16 protein-coding genes are annotated in these 20,104 nt (G+C 68.1%); 7 read left to right on the forward strand and 9 right to left on the reverse strand.

Going from position 1 to position 20,104, the window contains the following annotated elements; translation table 11 throughout:
- Positions 1-11: 11 nt before the first annotated feature.
- The 4 genes from E3N94_RS08190 to E3N94_RS08205 all read right to left on the reverse strand — a co-directional run bounded on the left by E3N94_RS08190 (position 12) and on the right by E3N94_RS08205 (position 5,310).
- Positions 12-1,343, reverse strand: coding sequence for an extracellular solute-binding protein (locus tag E3N94_RS08190; RefSeq protein WP_104099344.1), 1,332 nt, complete (start codon positions 1,341-1,343; stop codon positions 12-14).
- A gap of 57 nt (positions 1,344-1,400) precedes the next feature.
- A complete protein-coding gene (locus E3N94_RS08195; protein ID WP_104099356.1) occupies positions 1,401-2,207 on the reverse strand; it encodes a carbohydrate ABC transporter permease in 807 nt (268 codons plus the stop codon).
- A gap of 107 nt (positions 2,208-2,314) precedes the next feature.
- On the reverse strand, positions 2,315-3,277 hold the full coding sequence (locus E3N94_RS08200; protein ID WP_104099343.1) for a sugar ABC transporter permease: 963 nt from the start codon (positions 3,275-3,277) through the stop codon (positions 2,315-2,317).
- Entirely contained in the window at positions 3,274-5,310 is a 2,037-nt protein-coding gene (locus E3N94_RS08205; protein WP_134401115.1) for a beta-galactosidase, read from the reverse strand. The genes E3N94_RS08200 and E3N94_RS08205 overlap by 4 nt, the downstream gene beginning before the upstream one ends.
- A gap of 192 nt (positions 5,311-5,502) precedes the next feature.
- Here E3N94_RS08205 and E3N94_RS08210 point away from each other — a divergent pair, with 192 nt between their 5' ends.
- The 3 genes from E3N94_RS08210 (at position 5,503) to E3N94_RS08220 (ending at position 8,051) form a co-directional block, all read left to right on the forward strand.
- Positions 5,503-6,525: a LacI family DNA-binding transcriptional regulator gene (locus tag E3N94_RS08210; protein WP_104099341.1), complete on the forward strand. Its 1,023-nt coding sequence runs from the start codon at positions 5,503-5,505 to the stop codon at positions 6,523-6,525.
- A gap of 384 nt (positions 6,526-6,909) precedes the next feature.
- Entirely contained in the window at positions 6,910-7,179 is a 270-nt protein-coding gene (locus E3N94_RS08215; RefSeq protein WP_104099340.1) for an acylphosphatase, read from the forward strand.
- A 155-nt stretch (positions 7,180-7,334) separates the two neighbouring features.
- Positions 7,335-8,051 (forward strand): Pr6Pr family membrane protein, encoded by a 717-nt coding sequence (locus tag E3N94_RS08220; protein ID WP_134401116.1) that lies wholly within the window; start codon positions 7,335-7,337, stop codon positions 8,049-8,051.
- Here E3N94_RS08220 and E3N94_RS08225 read toward each other — a convergent pair.
- From E3N94_RS08225 to E3N94_RS08250, 5 genes are all read right to left on the reverse strand, one after another.
- The gene (locus E3N94_RS08225) at positions 8,038-8,454 is read right to left on the reverse strand and encodes a hypothetical protein (protein ID WP_134570066.1); all 417 of its coding nucleotides are present in this window, start codon (positions 8,452-8,454) and stop codon (positions 8,038-8,040) included. The two genes, E3N94_RS08220 and E3N94_RS08225, sit on opposite strands and share 14 nt — an antisense overlap.
- Before the next feature lie 221 nt (positions 8,455-8,675).
- Positions 8,676-10,127: an NAD(P)/FAD-dependent oxidoreductase gene (locus tag E3N94_RS08230; protein ID WP_134570067.1), complete on the reverse strand. Its 1,452-nt coding sequence runs from the start codon at positions 10,125-10,127 to the stop codon at positions 8,676-8,678.
- A gap of 334 nt (positions 10,128-10,461) precedes the next feature.
- Entirely contained in the window at positions 10,462-12,396 is a 1,935-nt protein-coding gene (locus E3N94_RS17155) for a methyltransferase (RefSeq protein ID WP_241987088.1), read from the reverse strand.
- A 51-nt stretch (positions 12,397-12,447) separates the two neighbouring features.
- Complete coding sequence (locus tag E3N94_RS08245; protein ID WP_134401118.1) at positions 12,448-13,296, reverse strand: SDR family NAD(P)-dependent oxidoreductase; 849 nt, start codon at positions 13,294-13,296, stop codon at positions 12,448-12,450.
- 16 nt (positions 13,297-13,312) lie between these two features.
- Positions 13,313-14,362: a LacI family DNA-binding transcriptional regulator gene (locus tag E3N94_RS08250; RefSeq protein ID WP_134570068.1), complete on the reverse strand. Its 1,050-nt coding sequence runs from the start codon at positions 14,360-14,362 to the stop codon at positions 13,313-13,315.
- Between the two features lie 212 nt (positions 14,363-14,574).
- On the opposite strand from E3N94_RS08250, the gene E3N94_RS08255 reads away from it, so the two are divergent.
- From E3N94_RS08255 to E3N94_RS08270, 4 genes are all read left to right on the forward strand, one after another.
- Positions 14,575-15,834 (forward strand): extracellular solute-binding protein, encoded by a 1,260-nt coding sequence (locus tag E3N94_RS08255; protein WP_134342176.1) that lies wholly within the window; start codon positions 14,575-14,577, stop codon positions 15,832-15,834.
- 6 nt (positions 15,835-15,840) lie between these two features.
- Positions 15,841-16,935, forward strand: coding sequence for a sugar ABC transporter permease (locus E3N94_RS08260; RefSeq protein WP_104099333.1), 1,095 nt, complete (start codon positions 15,841-15,843; stop codon positions 16,933-16,935).
- Positions 16,932-17,840, forward strand: coding sequence for a carbohydrate ABC transporter permease (locus tag E3N94_RS08265; RefSeq protein WP_104099332.1), 909 nt, complete (start codon positions 16,932-16,934; stop codon positions 17,838-17,840). Before E3N94_RS08260 ends, E3N94_RS08265 begins: the two co-directional genes overlap by 4 nt.
- 182 nt (positions 17,841-18,022) lie before the next feature.
- The gene (locus tag E3N94_RS08270; RefSeq protein WP_134401119.1) at positions 18,023-20,074 is read left to right on the forward strand and encodes a glycogen debranching N-terminal domain-containing protein; all 2,052 of its coding nucleotides are present in this window, start codon (positions 18,023-18,025) and stop codon (positions 20,072-20,074) included.
- Positions 20,075-20,104: the final 30 nt, after the last annotated feature.

The raw sequence follows: 20,104 nt of genomic DNA on the forward strand, positions 1-20,104 counted from the left end.
TGGAGCTGATGCTACTTGGTGACCGGGATCGACTGAGCCTCGAGAGCGTCGATCGTGCTCTGCTGGGCGCTCGTGAGAGCATCCGTCAGAGTTCCGCTACCGGTGACGGCACCCTTGAAGCCGTCGGAGGTGTCGTTGTAGACCTGTGTCATGGTCGGGCCCCAGATGAAGTCGGGCGAGACGTGATCGGATGCCTCGGCGAACACGTCGTAGATGGCCTGGCCGCCGTAGAACTCGACGCCTTCCTTGAGGGCCGGCAGTTCGAGGCCGCTCTTGGCGGCCGGGTACAGGTTGGCCGACTTGTTCAGCATCGTGAGCGCCTCGTCAGAGGTGTTCAGCCACAGCGCGAACTGGGCCGCCTCGTAGGGGTGCTCGGAGCCCTTGAAGACTGCGGTGGACGAGCCACCCCAGTTGCCGGCGGCGTTCTCGCCGGCAGCCCACTGCGGGGAGAGGGCGACGGACCAGTTGCCGGCGGTGTCCGGAGCGCCGCTGGCGATGGAGTTCGCACCCCAGGCTGCGGAGTTCCAGGTCCAGTTGGATCCTGTGTTGTAGGCGTTGTTCCACTCGTCGGTCCATGGCGGGTTGGTCGAGACGAGGTCGCGGTCGATCAGGTCCTGCCAGTAGTCGGCGACCTTGACCGACTCGGGGCTGGTCAGGTCGATGGTCCAGTTCTCGCCGTCGTTCTCGAACCAGCTTCCCCCGGCCTGCCAGACGAATCCGGCGAACTGGTTGATGTCACTCTGCGAGAAGTTGGTGATGTAGCCGCCGGTGGCGCGCACGGCTTCGGCGGCAACCGCGAATTCTTCCCAGGTGGTCGGGATCGCGATGTTGTTGGCGGCGAAGAGGTCGGCACGGTAGAACATCGCCATGGGCCCGGCGTCCTGCGGCACCGCGTAGGCTGCGTCTTCTTCACCGAAGTTGACCTGTCCCCAGGTCCAGTCCACGAAGTCGTCCTTGGCGTCGAGAACACCCTCACAGGCGGCGAGGTCCATCAGGCCGTCCTGCACGCGGAAGTTCGGGAGGGCGTCGTATTCGATCTGGCCGAGGTCGGGCGCGTTGCCGGCCTTGAGCTGGTTGAAGAAGTTCTGGTACGTGCCGCCGTTGCCGTTCGGGCCGGTCTGCACCTTTACCTGAACGTCGGGGTTCTCCTCATTCCAGACTGCGGCGACGTCTTCCATCCCGGGGATCCAGGTGGTGAACGTGAGGTCGACCTTGCCCTCGGAGGGTTCGCAGGCGGCGGCGTCGCCACCGCCGGACGTGCTCGAGCCCGACGCACAGCCGGTCAGAACGACCGTGGCTGCGGTGAGCAAGGCGACGGCGGCTGCTCTCTTCTTGATCTGCATTGTTCTTCTTTTCTCTTGGGGGTGGAGGTGGTGCAGCTAAGGGGGGGGTGAGGCCGGCTACTTCACCGAACCGGCGCTGAGGCCGTTTCGCCAGAAGCGCTGGAGCAGCAGGAAGATGATGATCAGCGGGATGATCGACAGCAGGGCGCCGATCAGAACGTAATCGCGCAGCACGGGGATCTGGTTGACCTGCGAGTTCCAGGCGTAGAGGCCGAGCGTGACCGGGAACAGGGTCTCGTCGCGCAGCATGATCAGCGGCAGGAAAAAGTTGTTCCAGATGGCGACGAACTGGAAGAGGAAGACGGTGACGAGGGCCGGCACCATCATCCGCACCGAGACCGTGAAGAAGGTGCGCAGTTCGCCGGCGCCGTCGAGGCGGGCGGCCTCGATCAGTTCGTCGGGAACGCTGGCCGACGCGTAGATGCGGGAGAGGTAGACCCCGAACGGGCTGACCAGGCTGGGCAGGAACACCGACCAGAACGTGTTGGTCAGGCTGATCTGGCTGAAGATCAGGAACAGCGGCAGAGCCAGCGCCGTGGCGGGTACGAGCACCCCGCCGAGCACGACGTTGAAGATCAGTTCGCGTCCCGGGAAGTTGTACTTGGCCAGTGCGTACCCGCACATTCCGGCGATGATCGTGCCCACGAGGGCACCGCCACCGGCGTACAGCGCGCTGTTGAGCATCCACTTGAGGTAGACGCCGTCGCGGTAGGCCACCAGGTTTCCGATGTTCTCGAACAGGGAGAAGTCGGCGAACCAGAGCGGGTTCGTGCTGTTGAACTGGGATCGGTTCTTCGAGGCCGCGACCAGCAGCCACCAGATCGGCACCAGGAAGTAGATCGTGAAGACGCCCATGACGACCATGGCGCTGACCCGGGCGAACGGGCTCTCGCGCTGGGCGCGCGGTGCCTTCGCCTCGGTTGAACGGATGCCGCGAGCCGGCTTGGCGGGGGTGGTGGGGGTCAGGGTGCTCACTTGGCTTCCTTACGCTGCGTGAACTTCAGGAACGTGAAGGAGAGGATGAACGTGGCCAGGGCCAGCACAACGGAGAACGCGGCGGCCAGGTTGAAGTTCGGGATCGACGAGGTGGAGTACACCGTCAGGTTCGGGGTGAACGTGCTGGTCACGGCCGAGCTGAAGCTGCGGAAGACCTGCGGTTCGGCGAGCAGCTGCAGGGTGCCGATGATCGAGAAAATGGCGGTCAGGATGATCGCCGGCATGATCAGCGGAATCTTGACCGACCAGGCGATGCGCAGCTGGCCGGCGCCGTCGAGGCGGGCGGCCTCGTAGAGTTCGGTCGGGATCGCCAGCAGCGCGGAGTAGATGATGAGCATGTTGTAGCCCACGAACACCCAGGTGACGACGTTGGCGATGGCCCAGAGCACGAGATCGGCCGAGAGGAAGTTGATGTTCTCGGTGACGGCGCGAAACGGCGACAGATTGGGTGAGTAGAGGTAGCCCCACATGATCGCGGCGATGACGCCGGGGACCGCGTAGGGGACGAAGAACGCCAGCCGGAAGAATCTCTTGCCGCGCACGAGCGGCGAGTCCAGCAACAGGGCGAACAGCAGCGCGAGACCGAGCATGATCGGAACCTGCACGGCGCCGAAGGCGAGCACCCGGGTGATCGACTCCCAGAACGGCCCATTCTGGAACACCAGGATGTACTGGGTCAGTCCGCCGAAGACCTCGGTGGCCTGGCCGAAGGTGCCCTCGCGCTCGATCACGAGCAGTGACTGGTAGATCGCGTAGCCGATCGGGACGAGGTAGAACAGGGCGAACAGGGTGCCGAACGGCAGCACGAACGCGAGGATCGCGCCCGTGTGCTGCACGCGGGGCTTCGCTCCGGGGGCCTTGGCTGGCTTGGCGGCGCGGGGTCTCTTTCGGGCAGCGCTGCCCGGGGCATCCGTCAGGGGAACGGCAGGTGCGCTCATGATGAGGGGTCCTCTCTAATCACGCGGACGGCTCCGGCCGGCACGCGCACGATTCGACCGACGGGTTCGTCGGTGACGAGCTCGTGGCCGGCGGCCGGAAGCTCGACGTCGCCCGAACCGTGGTTGATGATGAACAGATAGCTGTGGGTGGAGCTCACACGGCGCACGACCTCGATGGCTCCGGTGCGCTCCGGGCCGACCGCGGTGACCCGAGCCTCCTGGGCGATCCTGCGCAGGACGTCCCGCAGGGCGCCGGCCTCCAGCGCGGTGGCGACGTACCAGGCGGTGCCGCCTCCGTGCCGGTTGCGGGTGATGGCGGGGATGCCGGGCAGCGGCCCGTCGATGTAGCTCGCGACCACCTCGGCGGTGTCGACGCGCAGGCGTTCGCTCCACAGGCTCGCGGCGGCGCCGGTGTCGAGAGCGAGAACGTGGGAGGGCAGCAGCGGAGAGAACTCCTCCACCGTGATGCCGAGGATCTCGCGGAACGCGCCGGGGTAACCGCCGGTGCGCACCCGGTCGTCTACGTCGACGATGCCGCTGAAGAAGGTGATCAGGGCGTGGCCGCCGGCGGCGACGTAGGCGTTGAGATTCTCGGCCTGCGCGTCCGAGACCAGGTAGAGGCACGGGACGACGACGAGGCGGTAGCCCGAGAGGTCGGCATCCGGGGAGACGATGTCGACCGTGACGCCGAGTTCGTGCAGGGCCGCGTAGGCGGCGTGCACCTGGTCGAGGTAGCGCACCGCGTGGGACGGACGGGATTCGCCGTCGCCTGCCCACCAGGATTCCCAGCTGAAGATGATCGCGGCATCCGCGACGACCCGGCTGCCGGTGACCTCGGCAAGACGATCCAGGGTTGCGCCCAGGGCCACGACCTCGCGCCAGAGCACGGTGTCGGTGCCGGCGTGGGGCACCAGGGCGGAGTGGAATTTCTCCGACCCCTGCGGGGAGGCGCGCCACTGGAAGAAGCAGACGCCGTCCGCACCGCGGGCGACGTGGGCGAGGGAGTTGCGGGTCATTTCGCCGGGCGCCTTGGCCAGGTTGTGCGGCTGCCAGTTGACGGCACCGGCGGCCTGTTCCATCAGGAGCCAGGGCTCACCCTGGGCGAGCCCGCGGGTGAGGTCCGCGGCGAAGGCGAGCTCGGTGGCCGGGTCGGCGAGGCGGTGGTCGAGGTAGTGGTCGTTGGCGACGATGTCCATGTCGCCGGCCCAGGACCAGTAGTCGAGGTTGCGGATGTGCGCGGTGACCATGAAGTTGGTGGTCACGGCCACGTTCGAGTGGCGGCGCAGCACCGCGCTCTCGCGCCGATAGTAGTCGAGCAGTTCGGCGGAGCTGAACCGGTGGAAGTCGAGCACCTGGCCGGGGTTGTGGCTGGACAGCGTGAGCCGCGGGGTGAGGATCTCGGCCCACTGGCCGTACCGCTGGCTCCAGAAGGAGGTACCCCAGGCTGCGTTGAGAGCATCGATGGTGCCGTAACGCGCCTGAAGCCAGAGACGGAACGCGGCGGCGGTGTCGTCGCAGTAACAGAGCGCGTTGTGGCAGCCCAATTCGTTGGACACGTGCCAGAGGGCGATGGCCGGGTGGTGGCCGTACCGCTCGGCGACCTTTTCGACCAGGGCCAGCGCGTGCTCACGGAACACGGCCGAGCTCGGGCACCAGGCCTGGCGACCGCCGGGGAAACGGGTCGTGCCGTCGTCGGCGACCGGAAGGATCTCGGGGTGAAGTGTGGTCAGCCACGGCGGCGGCGACGAGGTGCCGGTGCCGAGGTTGACCCGGATCCCGTTGGCGTGGAGCAGCTCGATGATCGTGTCGAGGGTGTCGAAGTCGTACTCGCCCGCACGCGGCTCGAGGTGCGACCAGCCGAAGATGTTGATGGCCACCAGGTCGACGCCGGCCTCGCGCATGAGGCGCACGTCCTCGGCCCAGGTCTCGGGACCCCACTGCTCCGGGTTGTAGTCACAGCCGTAGGCGATGCCCTCGTGCACGAACGGGTGGGCCGGGGCCGCACCGTTCGAAGTGGCTGCTCGCGAGTTCATGTACTCCCTGACTGTGGCGTGCACTTCGTGGTGACGACACCGTGGTGACGACTCTGTGCTAACTGTTCTGTGAACGTGCACAGAGTCGGGAGAAAAACACTCCGTCGGGTTTTCTGTGAACGTACACAGAGTATGTATCTCCCGGCGGTCGTGTCAAGCGCGGAGTGTGTGCGGGAGCGTTACAGTTATCGAATGGTGACAATTCCGTCTCGACGCAAACGCGCGACGATCCACGACGTCGCCGTGGAAGCCGGAGTCTCCCGCGGCACGGTCAGCCGGGTCGTGAACGACGAGCCCTACGTCTCGGCGTCGGCCCGCATCGCCATCGAGGCGGCCATCGAGAAGGTCGGCTATGTGCCGAACAATGCCGCCCGAAGCCTGGTCATGCAGCGCTCGGAGGCCGTCGGTTTCATCGTGCACGAGCCGCACTCCCTGTTTTTGGACGACCCCAACATCGGCGGAATCCTACTCGGCGCCAACACCGTGCTCTCCCGCGCCGACTACCAGATGGTCAGCCTGGTCATCGACTCCCAGCGCGACACCGAGCGCGTCGCCCGCTACCTCAGCGGCGGTTTCGTCGACGGGGTCGTCATCGTCTCCGCTCGCCAGGAAGACCCGATCACCCGGGTGATCGAGAAGCTGCGCCTTCCGGCCGCCTTCGTGGGACATCCGCCCGACCTGCGCCAGCTTCCCTTCGTGGGCATCGACAACCGGGCGTCGGCGCGCGCCATCACCGAACGCCTCATGCAGACCGGCCGCACGCGCATCGGCATGATTGCCGCCGCGCTCGACCGCGACTCCGGAGCCGACCGTCTGGCCGGCTTCACGGATGCCCTCGGCGACCGCTTCGACCCGGCTCTCGTGGCCCGCGTTCCGCTGTACACCTTCACCGACGGGGCCCTCGGCATGCGTGCGCTGCTTCAGCGTGACCCGCTGATCGACGGCGTGTTCGCCGCCTCCGACGCGGTCGCGGCCGGAGCCATGGAGGCTCTGCGCCATGCCGGGCGCACCATTCCCGGAGACGTCGGCATCGTCGGCTTCGACGACAGCTCCTGGGCGCTGCGCACCCAGCCGCACCTGTCCACCGTGCACCAGCCCGCCTTCGGCCTCGGTGAGCGGGCGGCCGAGTGCGTGCTGGGCCAGTTGCGCGGCGAAGAGCAGCCGGCCGAGGGCATCCTGCTCGAGACTCCGATCGTCTGGCGTGACTCCGCCTGAATCGGGGGTTGGCGGTGCAGGGCCATGGCGGCAGCATCTGGCTTCGGGCTGGCCGGAGCACTCCGGCTGCGCGTCTCCCCCACCGCGCGTGGCTAACCCCCACCCCGCGTGGCTAACCCCCACCCCGCGTGGCTAACTCCCACACCGCGTGGCTAACTCCCACCCCGCGTGGCTAACTCCCACCCCGCGTGGCTAACTCCCACCCCGCGTGGCTAACTCAGGAGAATGCTCGGGCCGGTTAGGGGCATCCGCGTGTTTCCGTGGGATTTTCGGTGCACGACGGATGCCCGCGCTGGATCTCCTGAGTTAGCCACAGCGCGGGTTGGTGAACGGGTCGGGTGAACGATGGATGCGGGCTCGCCTGCGGCGGGGCACACTGGAAGCATGGTTCGCAAGCAGGTTGTCGTGCGCGGGGTGGTGCAGGGAGTCGGGTTCCGCTACTACACCCAGACCGAGGCGCGCCGACTCGGGCTCGCGGGTCATGTGCGCAACCGCGGGGACGGTGCGGTGGAGGTCGAGCTGGAGGGCGACGCGGCAACCGTCTGGGTGATGCTCTCGTGGCTGCAGCACGGCCCGCCGTCGGCCCGGGTCGAGGCGGTCGAGGTCACCACGATTCCGCCGCTCGGCGAGACCGGGTTCCGGATCGGCTTCTGAGCGGAACGGCCGGCTGAGCGGCGGCATCCGGTTGATACCGAGGTCAGCGGGCACCCGACCGGCTGGCGTAGCGTGGGAGCATGTGCGCGCGAGCTGCCGATCCCGCTCGGACGGACCCCCCGAAGCGCGTTCACTCGGCGGCGACGAGATCGGGCGTGCGCGCACTCACTGCGGCACCCGTACGCCGGGCCCTCGCCCGAACTTCTCGGACGCAGCCCGTGCACACCGTGCGCCGCGGGTTCGGCATCGGCCGCCTGCTCCTCGCCGGCCTGGGCGTGGTGGCCCTCGCCGGCTACTTCGATTACGTGCTCGGTTTCGCCACGTTTCAGATCTACAACTACTTCAGCTATTTCACCGTGCAGAGCGGTATGGCCGCGATCGTCGCCTTCGCCGCTGCCGCATTCGTCGCATTTCGGCACACGACCGACCCACCCTGGCTGAACTGGTTCCGGTTGCTTGTGACGACCTACATCACCGTCTCCGGGATCGTATTCCTGACCATCGTCATCCAGTCCTCCTCGCTGGACTACACGATCGAGGTGCCCTGGTCGAGCCAGTTGCTGCACTTCTGGATTCCCACGATCGCACTCCTTGACTGGCTGACGGATGCCGGCAAGGCCCGCCTGCCCTGGAAAATCCTGGTCTGGGTTCTCGTGGTGCCCTCGATCTGGGGAGTGTTCACGCTCATCCGCGGGTCGATCGTGGGGTGGTACCCGTATTTCTTCCTCGACCCGGTGCAGGTGCGCGGCCCGCTCGAGACCGTGATCTACTGCCTGGTCGCGCTGCTGCTCTTCACCGCGATCGCCGCCGTACTCACGGCCACGTCGCGGCTGCCCCCGCGGGCGCAGGGGCGCGAACCTACAGCGGCGTGAAGGTGTATTCGCTGGTCAGGTGCCCGCCCCGGCAGGCGCCGCAGTGGAGCACCCCGGATGCCCGCATCGCGAGGACCCGGGGTGTGCAATGCACGACCTTGGTGCCGCAGCACGGCGAGACCGCCAGGTAGGCACCGGGGGCGGTGGGTTGGTGCCCGTTCAGGCCACGAATGTGGTGAGTGCCTTCACAGGGCAGGTCAGGGTCGACGTCCAGAAGGACGACGGATTCGCGGTCGATGTCGATGTCGATGTCGATGTCGATGTCGAGGAGGATATCCATGGGGAGCACAGCAATCGCACGGTCAAGCAGAAAAGTGGAGCAGTCGCGGGCGGGGGTGGTGCATCCCGGTGACGACCGCACTGGGATGGCCGGCGGAACGAGCCCGGCCTGGAACGGGGGCATCCACCCGTCAGGAATCCGTCGGCAGGGCCAGTCCGGGTAACGACTGGACCTCTGAGCGCTGCACCACGACGGGCTGCGACTGCATGAGAACGTGCCCCGAGTGGGAGCCAGAATTCATCGACTGGACGTTGGCAGGTGAGTACACCACGAATCTCAGAATTAAGACGGGTGGACAATCGCGAGGCGCCGGCCCGGGATTCGGGGAGCGGCGTGGTGCGGACCTACTCCGTGGTCGGGTTGTCGGTCGGCACGGCCGAGTAGAACGGCTCGAGGCTGCTCAAGGCGGCGGCGAGGAACTCGTCGTCGTCGACCTCCGCGAGGCGCAGAGAGGTCTCCGCCGCAACCAGGCCCACCAGCACCGGTTCGCCGGTGAGCGGAACCATGTTGATCCAGACGCGGAAGTCGTCGTCGCCGCCGACCGTGGACCAGAGCGGGGCATCCGTGTCCCAGAACGGCTTGTCGAATTGCAGCCAGATCTTGTCGAGCGTGCCCATGCCCAGGGCCGAGATGGCACCGCGGTGCGTGAAGGGCAGCGGCGGGTCGAACTCCATCACTTTGGTCTTCAGAACCCCCAGCGGCACGGTGACGACGACCCGGTCGGCGGAGAGCGACTCGCCGGTGCCGAGCCGGAGGCTGGTGCCGGCTTCGCTGTAGGCGATTTTGGTGACCACGCTCGACCCGAGCATGTCGATGCCGTCGCTGAGGTCGGTAAGCAGGGTGGCGAAGCCGCCCAGCACGATACGATCCTCGCCGGGATCGGTGTCAGGGTCGGCCTGAGGGTTGGCGTCCGAGTACCAGGAGGACTGCTCCGGAACGGGGCCCCCTGCCAGTGGGTCGAGCACCACCGTGATCTGGTAGTCGAGCCAGTCGGCGTCGGAAACGCCGGTGTCGGCATCCGTCGTCGAGAGCTTGGAGGCCCCCGAATCGGCGAGGGACTGCGCGATGGACACGTCGGTGGGCTGCTCGGCGGCCCAGGCCAGCGCCGTGGCGACCGCCTGCGCGCCGGTGTCGGGCACCTCCACGACCGTGCCGGCCGCGGTGCGGGCCTCCGGCGGATCGGTGAAGGGGGCCGTGGCGACGCCGCGGTCGGTGAGGTCCTCGTCGAGGGTGGTCTGGCCGGTGCGCCGGACGAAAGCCGCGCCGAGCTCGATCGGGAATGGCCAGTCCTTGTCGGTGACGGTGTCGATGCGGCCGCCGATGCGGTCGCGGGCCTCGACCAGGAACACGTCGAAGCCGGCGTCCTGCAGGTCTCGGGCCGCGGTGAGTCCGGCGATTCCGGCGCCGATCACGGCGATGCGCTCCCCCAGGCTCGCCGCTGCGAGCACGTCGCGGGCGGCGCGCTTCCCTGAATCGCGGGCGCCCTGCACCGTGCCCGGCGCGTCGGTGGAGGTGGCCTCACCGGCGAAGAAGAGGCGGTCGTCGACGGGCTGGCCGAGCGCGGCGCGCTGCTCGGGCGTGGCGCCCACCGCGGGGTAACTGAAGGAGCCGCGGGCGAACGGGTCGGCCGACCAGGATGTGCGGCGCATGGCCGCCGGCTTCGGGACGAGCGAGGGTGTCGACGTCGGCTTCGGCGTGACGGATGCCGAGGGCCGCGGAGTCGGCGTCACGCACGCGGTGAGCGCGACCAGGCCCAGGCCGGAGACTGAGCCGAGCAGAAAGGTTCGTCGTTTCATCGCTGTCTCGGCGCCAGGTATGGCGCCGACGTCCTCCTCTCCGAGCGGGCCGGGCAGTACGACCAAGCTACCGCAGAGCCGGGTGAAGTGGCCGGTCGGGTGGGGGTGGAGTGGGGTCTGCGCACGTTACTTCGGAGATTGTCGCGACACGCGGCATCCCACCCTGAAATACGGCGTTTCGCGAAAATCTCCGAGTTTGCGTTCGCCGGTGACGCGGTGGCGGTCTAGCGTGCGCTGGTGGCGGTCTAGCGTGCGTTGGTGGCGGGCGGGGTCCTCGTCAGCGCGTCAGCTCACAGCACGTGGCTGGCAGCAGACGATGGCAGCACACAGCACGTCAGGCGAGCCGATGCTGCAGGAAGCCGTCCTCGAGCAGCTCCCGCACGCGCGGGAGCAGGTCCGCGGCGAGTTCGCGCTCATCGACGTCGAGCAGTTGGGCCAGCGCAGCGACGATCGAGCCGACGTCGAGCTCACCGTCAGAGGCGCCGACCAGGGCGGCGAGGCCGGTGTCCAGCGCGATCAACCGGCCGAAGCCGGTGCCCTGGTGCAGCGTCATCAGGGTGGGGTCCTCCTGGCCGGGCCAGTAGTGCCGTACCTCGGTGACATCGGATGCGACGGCGAGCCGCGCGCGGGCGAGGCGGGCGTCATCCGTCGCCGCGTGCCAGTCGTGGGCGGCGAGGCAAGCGGCAAGATGGCTGCCCATGCCTCCTGGATTGTGGCCGAGGGTGCCGGGGAGGCGTTCGAGCCGACGGAAGGTGGGGGTGCCGGCGGCCGGGCGGCGCAGCAGCATGTAGCCGAAGCCGACCTGACTCACGCCGCGCGCCGCGAAGTCGTCGAGCCAGGCCCCGTAGAGGCGGTCGAAGTCGGCGGTGTCGGAGCGGGTGCCGCCGTCTCGGATCCACGTCTCGGCGTAGAGCGTGGGGGCCTGCACCTCGCGTTCGATGATCCAGGCGTCGAGTGCGGCGGCATCCGTGGCCTGCACGGTCTCCTGCTGGCCCCCGTGCGCACCCTCGGCACCGGCCCTCGCGGCACCCTCGGCCCCGGCGGCACCTTCCGCCCCGGGCGTATGCGAATTCGACGGAGATTCAGCTCCCAGAGGGGCCAAACGCGCCGAATTCGGGCTGTTTGGGGCAAAATCTCCGTCGAATTCGTCAGGGCGCAGCGGGGCGGAAGCTGGCGATGCAGGGGATGCGACAGGGGTGACAGGGGTGACGGGGGTGACAGGGGTGACAGGGGTGACAGGGGTGACAGGGGTGACAGGGGTGACAGGGGTGACAGGGGTGACAGGGGTGGCGAGCCAGGCGGCCAGACGCTCGAAGGCATCCTGGCCGGCGTGGTACTCCCAGTTCCCGAGCAGCTGGGCGACGCCGCCGGGGGTGAGATGTTCGGCAGCGCCGCGCACGACCGCCTCGACGAGCGCGTCGCCGACCAGGCCGCCGTCGCGGTATTCGTAGGCCGGCACACCCGGCACACGCGGGGTGATCACGAACGGAGGGTTGGAGATGATGTGGTCGAAGCGCTCCCCCGCGACCGGTTCGAACAGGCTCCCGAGGCGAAACTCGATATTCCCGATCTCGTTCAGCTCCGCGTTGAGCGCGGCAAGCTCCAGGGCTCGCACCGAGATGTCGGTGGCTACCACCCGGTCGGCGTGCCGGGACGCGTGCATGGCCTGGATTCCGCATCCGGTGCCCAGGTCGAGGGCGCTGGCCACCGGGGTCGGGATCAGTAGCCCGGTCAACGTGAGGGATGCCCCACCCACCCCGAGCACATGGCTTTCGCCGAGCGGGTGGCCGAGTGCGAGCTCTCCCAGGTCGGACACGATCCACCAGCTTCCGGCGCCATGCGCGTCGACGAAGCTGTAGGGCCGCAGTTCGAGGAGCGGGCGGAGGGTTCCGGCCGCACCGGATGCACCGGATGCAACAGGGCCGACACCCGGAAGGACATCGGCGTCGACACCGGCGTCGACACCGGCGTCGACGGATACCGCGAGGCCGAGCTCCTCGGCCCCGGCGGCACCCAGCGCGGGGAGGGCGACATCGAGATCCGCACGGTCGACGGGCAGGCCGAGCACGAACAGGCGAGCCAGTGTGGCGCAGGGTTCGGCGTGCCCGAGCCTCTCCCGGAGACCTTCCAGCCCCCGCAGCGCCGGGACCCGCTGGTTGCGGCGCAACGCGGCATCCGCTTCGATCCCCCACAGGCCAGTGAGGGCCGAGACCGAGAAGTTGGCGGCGGCGAGGTCGGCGCGAAGCCGGTCGATCAGTGCAGAAGTCACCCGTCTATTCAACTGCACCGTCTGCCGCACCGTCTGCCGGACCGGCCGCCGCTACCGGCGCTCCTCCGCCACGCTGTTACCGCCGTCGACGACGATCGTCTGGCCGGTGACGTATGACGCGCCGGGCGAGGCCAGCCAGGCGATCACGGAGGCCACCTCGGCAGCCGTGCCGCTGCGCCCGACGGGCACGAGCGCGCCCTCGACTGCCTCGCTCTCCAGCTGCGACCCGGTCTCGATCCAGCCCGGTGCGACCGCGTTGGCGGTGATGCCGAGCCAGGCCTCATCCACGGCGAGCGCTCGGGTGAGCCCGGCCAGACCAGCCTTCGCGGCCGCATACGTCAGGTCCCCGCGCGACGCCATCACCGGCCCAGACACGCTGGACACTGTGACGATGCGCCCCCAGGCCGCCGCGTGCATGAAGCCGATCACGGTGCGCGTGGCGTGGAAGGCGGTCGATAGGTTGATCGCGAGGCCGCGGTCCCACTCGTCCGGCAACGTGGTGCTCACGTCGCCGTGCAGCATCTCGGCATCGCCGACCGCGACCATGCCCGCGTTGTTCACCAGAATCGTGGGCGCCAGCCCGGCGGTCGCGAGGGAGTCGGCGAGCACCAGCGCGCCGGCCTCGGCGTGGAGGGTGCAGACGATGCCGGATGCCGCGATGCCCCGTTCCGTCAGCTCGGCCGCTCGCTCGTGCACGCGTTCGGTCGTGGCGGTGAGCACGACGTGTGCACCGAGCTCACCCAGCATCCGTGCCGCGGCGAATCCGATCCCGGAGGCGCTGCCGGCCCCGGTGACCAGGGCCGTACGACCGGCGAGGTTCCACGCGTCGGGCAGGGCGAAAGCGAGAGGGACGGGGACACCGATAGAAACAGGGAGTCCGACAACCTCGGGGAGAGTCATGGCGCCATGCTAGCGGCTACCGCGGCACGTCCATCGGGATGGCGGCGAACTCGCGCACGACCAGCCGGGGCGTGACCATCCGGTGCCGGGGTTCGGCCGACTCGGGGGCTCCGTGCACCTTGCCGCCGAACTCGCCGGTGAGCAGTTCGAGCACTCCGGCGGCCACCTCGTCCACTGCTTGGTCGACGCTGGAAAGCCCGATCGCGGCGGCGATGGGGGTGTTGTCGTAGCCGGTGACGGGCACACGCTCGGGGTTCGCCATCATCGCCCCGAGGGCGAGCGAGTCGCTCGCGCAGAGCACGGCATCGATCTGGCCGGCGTTCTGCCGCAACTGCTGCATGGCCGCGGTGCCCTGGCTGACGCCGTCAGTGGTGACGATCTCCAGCTCGGCCAAGTCCCGCTCCGAGACGTCGCCGCGTTCGATCATCGCGTCGTACCAGCCTCGTCGGCGGTCATCGCCGGTGCCCGACGGGCTGGGCCAGCCGATGTAGGCGATGCGCCGGGCTCCGGTCTCCTGCTGTGTCCGCGTGGCAGCGTGCAGGCCGGACCAGCCATCCACATCCACCCACAGGTGCTGCGGGTCGTTCATATCGTCGACTCCCCACGGCCGCCCGAAGGTGACGAAGGAGATGCCGTTCTCGATCAGCCATCGGGTGCGTGGGTCGCCGGCGAACGTCGACGTGAGCACGAAACCATCGACATCCGCGCCGTCGTTCAGGCGCCGGAACTGGATGATCTCGTCTTCGGGGCTCGTGGCCGTGAACAGCAGCACCCGCAGCCCCTGGGCGTCGGCCTGCTCGGTCACGGCGTGCAGAAACCGGTCGAGCACCGAACCGGAGATGCCGTCGATCACCGGGTCCAGCCGGATGCCGATGGTCGAGCTGCGCCGCGTGCGCAGCCGGCGGGCGGAGGCGTGCGGCCGGTACCCGAGTTCGGCGATGGCAGCCTCGACCCGCTGGCGGGTGTCGGTGCGCACGATGCCGGGCGAATTCATCACATTCGAGACGGTCTGCCGGGAGACGCCGGCCGCGAGCGCGACATCCGTCACCGTGGGGAACCCACCCATCGCCGCTCCTGCCCCACGCCCTTGTCGGACGCGCCTGCCCCCGTGAATTGAACGATCAAATATTGTTCTGCACAGAATACCGCGTCTCGACGGATCGCGGAAACACGGTGATTAGATCGATCAAAAAAAAGTTTGATCGATCAAATGAATTCAGCTATCGTGACCGTTACACAAGCAAACGCGCATCGATGCGCGACTCAAGGAGAAACAAGATGCAACGACGCAACTCCCGCTGGCTGATCGGAACCGGGCTCGCCGTGGCCGGCGCCCTCACCCTCAGCGCGTGCGGTTCCGGATCCGGCTTCGGCGGCGACACCGCCGATTCGGGCGGAGAGCTCACGAGCGATTCCACCCAGGGGCTCAACATTCTGATCGGTTCCAGCGGCGACGCCGAGACCGCCTCCGTCAACGCCGCCGTGGCCGCCTGGTCCGAGACCTCTGGCACCGACGCCAAGGTCAGCGTCGCCAGCGATCTCAACCAGCAGCTCGCCCAGGGCTTCGCGGCCCAGAAGCCCGCCGACGTCTTCTACCTGTCGACGGATGCGCTCGCCGGCTATGCCTCGAACGGCTCGCTCCTGGCCTACGGCGACGATCTGGCCAACAAGGACGACTTCTACCCGAGCCTGGTCAGTTCCTTCACGTACGAGGGCGACTTCTACTGCGCGCCGAAGGACTTCTCGACCCTGGGTCTGATCATCAACGACGACCTCTGGGCTCAGGCCGGGCTGACGGATGCCGACATCCCCACCACCTGGGACGAGCTCGCGGCCGTCAGCAAGACGCTCACGACCGACAGCCAGGTCGGACTCGCCCTCGGCGGCGAATACGCCCGTCTGGGCGCGTTCATGGCCCAGGCCGGCGGCAGCCTGATGAGCGAAGACAACACCGAGGTCACCGCGAACAGCGCGGAGAACGTCGCGGGCCTCGAATACGCGCAGACCCTCCTGAACGACGGGGTGATGAGCTACGCCAGCGAAATCGGTGCCGGGTGGGGTGGCGAGGCGTTCGGCAAGCAGCTCTCGGCCATGACCATTGAGGGCAACTGGATCACGGGCGCGATGAAGAGCGACTTCCCCGACGTCAACTACACGGTCGCCGAGCTGCCTGCAGGCCCGGAGGGCCAGGGCACCCTGCAGTTCACCAACTGCTGGGGAATCGCCGCCGACAGCCCCAACCAGGCCGGCGCGCTCGAGCTCGTCGAACAGCTCACCAGCAAGGATGCCCAGCTCACCTTCTCGGAAGAATTCGGCCCGATGCCCTCGATCAAGTCGGCCGCCGAAGACTGGAAGAGCGCCAACCCCACCCTGGTGGCCTTCCTCGACGGCGCCGACTACGCCAAGGGCGTGCCCAACGTGCAGGGCGCCGCGGATGTCACGAGCGACCTGAACGCCCAGCTCGAGTCGCTGAAGACCGGGGACGCACAAGCGATTCTCGATTCCGTGCAGAAGAACCTCGAAGCACTGCTGAAGTAGTCCACCATGTCGACGCCTGCACGCACGGCTCGCCGCTCGAATATCCGGGGCGGCGAGACCGCCTCGGGGTGGCTCTTCACCGCCCCGATGATCATCCTGCTCGGCTTGTTCCTGGTCATCCCGGTGCTGATGGCCCTCTGGGTCAGCTTCTCCGACTGGAACGGCCGCGGCAGCCCTTTCAGCGGCACAGTGTCGTTCGTGGGCCTCGACAACTACTCCGCCCTGGTCGGCGGCGGCGGCCTGGCCGAACAGGACTTCGGCACAGCGCTGCGTAACAACGCCTGGTACGTCCTCCTGGTCGTGCCGACCCAGACCATGCTGTCGCTGCTGCTGGCCGTGCTGGTCAACCGGCAGATCCTGCGCGGCCGCGGCTTCTTCCGCACCGCGTTCTATTTCCCGTCGGTGACCAGCTCGGTGGCCATCACGGTGCTCTGGCTGTTCCTGTTCAGCGCCAGCGGCGCCGTCAACAAACTGCTGGCGTTCATCGGCGTCAACGGACCGAACTGGTTCAACGACCCCAGCGGCGTGCTGCACAACATCCTCGGAGCGTTCGGCGTCGAGACCGGCCCGGCCGCGCTCACCGGCAACACGTTCCTCGGAATCTCTTTCTGGGAGTGGCTCGCCGGGCCATCCGTGGCCATGAGCGCCTTCATCCTGATGGCCGTGTTCACCACCAGCGGCACGTTCATGCTGCTGTTCATCGCCGCGTTGCAGAACCTCAGCGGCGACGTCGTCGAGGCCGCCATGATGGACGGCGCCAACGGCTGGCAGCGGTTCTGGCGGGTCACCCTCCCCCAGCTGCGACCGACCCTCTTCACCGTGCTCACCCTCGGCCTGATCGGCGCCTGGCAGGTCTTCGACCAGATCTATACCGGCACGCAGGGTGGACCAGGCAAGACCACGCTCACTCCGGCCTATCTCTCCTATCAGGCCGCTTTCACCAACCAGGCCTGGGGCCAGGGCGCCGCGATCGCTTTCATCCTGTTCGTCATCATCGTGGCCTTCACCCTGTTCCAGCGCGCTCTGCTGGCCGAACGCAAGGTCTCCAACCGGCGGATGCGTCCGTATCTGCAGAGCCCGACATCCGGAGGTTCGAAATGAGCACCACGGTGAGAACCCGCGAGCGCACCGTCTCTCCCTCCCGACGCCTGCGCGCCCTGGGCCGGGAACAGTTGCCGACCCGCGCGATCGCCGGCCGATCGCTGCTTTACGCGATCCTGATCGTGCTCGCGATGATCTACATCGCCCCGTTTCTGATTCAGGTCGCCACCTCCTTCAAAACGGATGGCGATGCCGCCAGCAATCCCATGTCGCTGCTGCCGCAGACCTGGTCCACGGCCGCGTACGAGAGGTTGTTCCTCAACTCGGACTTCCCGGTCTGGTTCCAGAACTCCGCCATCGTCACCGTCTTCGTCACCCTCGGCCGCGTCTTCTTCAATTCCCTGGCCGGTTACGCCCTCGCGCGGCTGCACTTCCGGGGCCGCACCGTGATCTTCGCGCTGCTCATCGCCGTGATGAGCGTGCCCGGGGTCGTGCTCCTGATCCCGAAGTTCCTGGTGATCAACCAGCTCGGCATCTACGACACCTACGTTGCAATGATCGTGCCGCTGCTCACGGATGCCGCGGGCGTCTTCATCATGAAAAACTTCTTCGAGTCGATTCCGGCGAGTGTGGAGGAGCAGGCACGCATCGACGGGGCCAGCACCTTCCGGGTGTTCTGGTCGATCGTTCTGCCGATGGCCCGGCCGGCCCTGGTGACCATCATCATCCTGTCGTTCCAAGGGTCCTGGAACGAGCTGTCCCACTTCATCGTGGCCACGCAGTCCCCCGAGCTGACGACGCTGACCAAGGGCGTGGCGTCACTGGCCTCCGGGCAGCTCAGCCAGGGCACGCAATACCCACTCAAGCTGGCCGCGGCGGCGATCATGACCATCCCGGTCGCGGTGATGTTCTTCATCTTCCAGAAACGCATCATGAACACCACCGATGGGGCGGTGAAGGAGTAGTCCTTCTCTCCACCCTTTTCCTTCCGTTCGCTCGCTACTTCCGTTCCTTCTGTTCCTTCTGTTTCTTCTGTTTCTTCTGTTTCTTCTGTTCCTTCTCTACTTCCATTCCATCTGTTCCTTCTGTTCCTTCTGTTTCTTCTGCAGATCCGCACCACAACCCCCTCTGGAGTCGTACCTCGCTCATGTTCTCTCACCCCGTCCAGCCTCTGCTCCATGACTCCGCCATCGTTCTGGCGGCCCCGACCCAGGCGTGGTCGCGGTCCGACGGGCAGACCGACAAACCCATCCACGGCTTGTACCACGCGGACACCCGGATCCTCTCCGGCTGGTCCCTGCTGATCGGCGGCCGGACCGGCGAAGCGATCGGACACGCCCAGCGCGGCGCGGGAGAGGTCACCTTCACGTCGCTGCTCCGCCACCTCGACGACCGCACCGCCGACCCCCGGCTGCGGCTCGAAGTCACCCGCACGGTCACCGCGGGGCGCCTGACCGAACGGATCGAGATCATCTCGGGACTCGAGCAGGCTGTCGACACGACCGTGTCCGTGCGCCTGACGCCCGATTTCGCCGATATGCAGACCGTAAAGGCCGGCCTCGCGGGTGCCGCCGAGCGCGACGCTTTCGGGGGCGTGGACCTGCCCGCGGCACCGGATGTCGTTGTGACGGAGGCGAGCGGGGGCATCCGTCTGTCGACCGACACCGTGGCGGCGCTGGTGGGGGTGAGCGACGACGGGGTGCTGACCGGCTCGACCGCCGAGGCTGACACCGAGGTCACCGGCACCTGGTCGGTCACCGTGCCCGCGAAAAGCAGCGTCACCGTGGAGTGGACCGTCGAGATCGCGCACGCGGCCACCGTGGTGCAGGCCGCATCGGGGCTGCCTGAGTGGTCCGGGGTGTCGGTGCGCTCCGGCGATGAGCGCCTCGGACGTTGGGTGGCACGTGCGCTCGACGACCTGACCGGTCTGCGGATGGCCACCACGACGAGTCCGGCCGAGCCGTTCCTGGCCGCCGGCGCCCCCTGGTTCTTCACCCTGTTCGGCCGGGATTCCCTGTGGGCGGCGCGCTTCCTGCTGCCGCTCGGCACCGAGATCGCGGGCTCCACGCTGCGCTTGCTCGCGCAGCTGCAGGGCACCAAGAGCGACACCGAGACCGCGGAACAGCCCGGCAAGATCATGCACGAACTGCGCCCCGATGTGTACTCGATGCCCGGCGAGAGCCTGTCGCTGCCGCCGCTGTACTACGGCACCGTCGACGCCACCCCGCTCTGGATCTGCCTGCTGCGCGACGCCTACCGTTGGGGTTTGGCCACCGAAGAAGTCGAGGCTCTGCTGCCTGCCCTCGAAGCTGCCCTCGGCTGGATGCGCGACTTCGGCGACAGCGACGGCGACGGCTTCCTCGAATACGTCGACATCACCGGCCACGGCCTCGCGAACCAGGGCTGGAAGGACTCCGGCGACTCGATCCAGTGGCGCGACGGCAGCCTCGCCGATGGACCGATCGCCCTCTGCGAGGTGCAGGCCTACGCCTACGAGGCCTATATCGGCGGCGCCGAACTGCTCGACGCCTTCGGCAGGGCCGGCGGCGACGCCTGGCGCGCCCGGGCGGCCGCGCTCCAGACCCGGTTCCGGGACTCGTTCTGGATCGACGCGCCCGCCGGCCGCTACCCGGCCGTCGCCCTCGACGCCTTCAAGCGCCCGGTCGACACTGTGACCAGCAACATCGGCCACCTGCTCGGAACCGGGCTGCTCTCCGCGGAGGAGTCCGCCCTCGTGGCCGCCCGGCTCGTGTCCCCGGAGTTGAACTCCGGCTACGGTCTCCGCACGATGTCGACGGACTCCGTCGGCTACTGGCCGCTGAGCTACCACGGCGGCTCGGTGTGGACCCACGACACAGCGATCGCGATCGCCGGCCTGGGGCGCGCCGGTTTCGGTGCCGAGGCCGGCATCCTGATCGAGGGGCTGCTCGCGGCGGCCGAATCATTCGACTACCGCATGCCGGAACTGCACTCGGGCGACGCGTCCTCCCTGGTTGCCGCCGCGGTTCCCTACCCGGCCGCCTGCCGCCCGCAGGCCTGGTCGGCGGCGGCGGCGGTCTCCGTGCTCGGCACCGTGCTCGGCCTGGAACCCGATCCGGTCACCGGCCAGGTCACCTCCACCCCGATCATCCCCGCGGTCGTCGGCGACGTTGCAGTGCGCGGCCTCCGGACCCCGCCGGCGCCGGCCCGCGCCGGCTAGCCGCGGCCCGGTCCGGCCCGTCGGCCGGCC

Origin of the sequence: Cryobacterium sp. Sr3, assembly GCF_004402835.1 — a bacterium.
GTDB classification, from domain to species: Bacteria; Actinomycetota; Actinomycetes; order Actinomycetales; family Microbacteriaceae; genus Cryobacterium; species Cryobacterium sandaracinum.

Bases quoted from the DNA above. Each gene is read 5' to 3' on its own strand.
- E3N94_RS08190 (WP_104099344.1), bottom strand. From the start codon at position 1,343: ATGCAGATCAAGAAGAGAGCAGCCGCCGTCGCCTTGCTCACCGCAGCC.
- E3N94_RS08195 (WP_104099356.1), bottom strand. From the start codon at position 2,207: ATGGTCGTCATGGGCGTCTTCACGATCTACTTCCTGGTGCCGATCTGG.
- E3N94_RS08200 (WP_104099343.1), bottom strand. From the start codon at position 3,277: ATGAGCGCACCTGCCGTTCCCCTGACGGATGCCCCGGGCAGCGCTGCC.
- E3N94_RS08205 (WP_134401115.1), bottom strand. From the start codon at position 5,310: ATGAACTCGCGAGCAGCCACTTCGAACGGTGCGGCCCCGGCCCACCCG.
- E3N94_RS08210 (WP_104099341.1), top strand. From the start codon at position 5,503: ATGGTGACAATTCCGTCTCGACGCAAACGCGCGACGATCCACGACGTC.
- E3N94_RS08215 (WP_104099340.1), top strand. From the start codon at position 6,910: ATGGTTCGCAAGCAGGTTGTCGTGCGCGGGGTGGTGCAGGGAGTCGGG.
- E3N94_RS08225 (WP_134570066.1), bottom strand. From the start codon at position 8,454: ATGCCCCCGTTCCAGGCCGGGCTCGTTCCGCCGGCCATCCCAGTGCGG.
- E3N94_RS08230 (WP_134570067.1), bottom strand. From the start codon at position 10,127: ATGAAACGACGAACCTTTCTGCTCGGCTCAGTCTCCGGCCTGGGCCTG.
- E3N94_RS08245 (WP_134401118.1), bottom strand. From the start codon at position 13,296: ATGACTCTCCCCGAGGTTGTCGGACTCCCTGTTTCTATCGGTGTCCCC.
- E3N94_RS08250 (WP_134570068.1), bottom strand. From the start codon at position 14,362: ATGGGTGGGTTCCCCACGGTGACGGATGTCGCGCTCGCGGCCGGCGTC.
- E3N94_RS08255 (WP_134342176.1), top strand. From the start codon at position 14,575: ATGCAACGACGCAACTCCCGCTGGCTGATCGGAACCGGGCTCGCCGTG.
- E3N94_RS08260 (WP_104099333.1), top strand. From the start codon at position 15,841: ATGTCGACGCCTGCACGCACGGCTCGCCGCTCGAATATCCGGGGCGGC.
- E3N94_RS08265 (WP_104099332.1), top strand. From the start codon at position 16,932: ATGAGCACCACGGTGAGAACCCGCGAGCGCACCGTCTCTCCCTCCCGA.
- E3N94_RS08270 (WP_134401119.1), top strand. From the start codon at position 18,023: ATGTTCTCTCACCCCGTCCAGCCTCTGCTCCATGACTCCGCCATCGTT.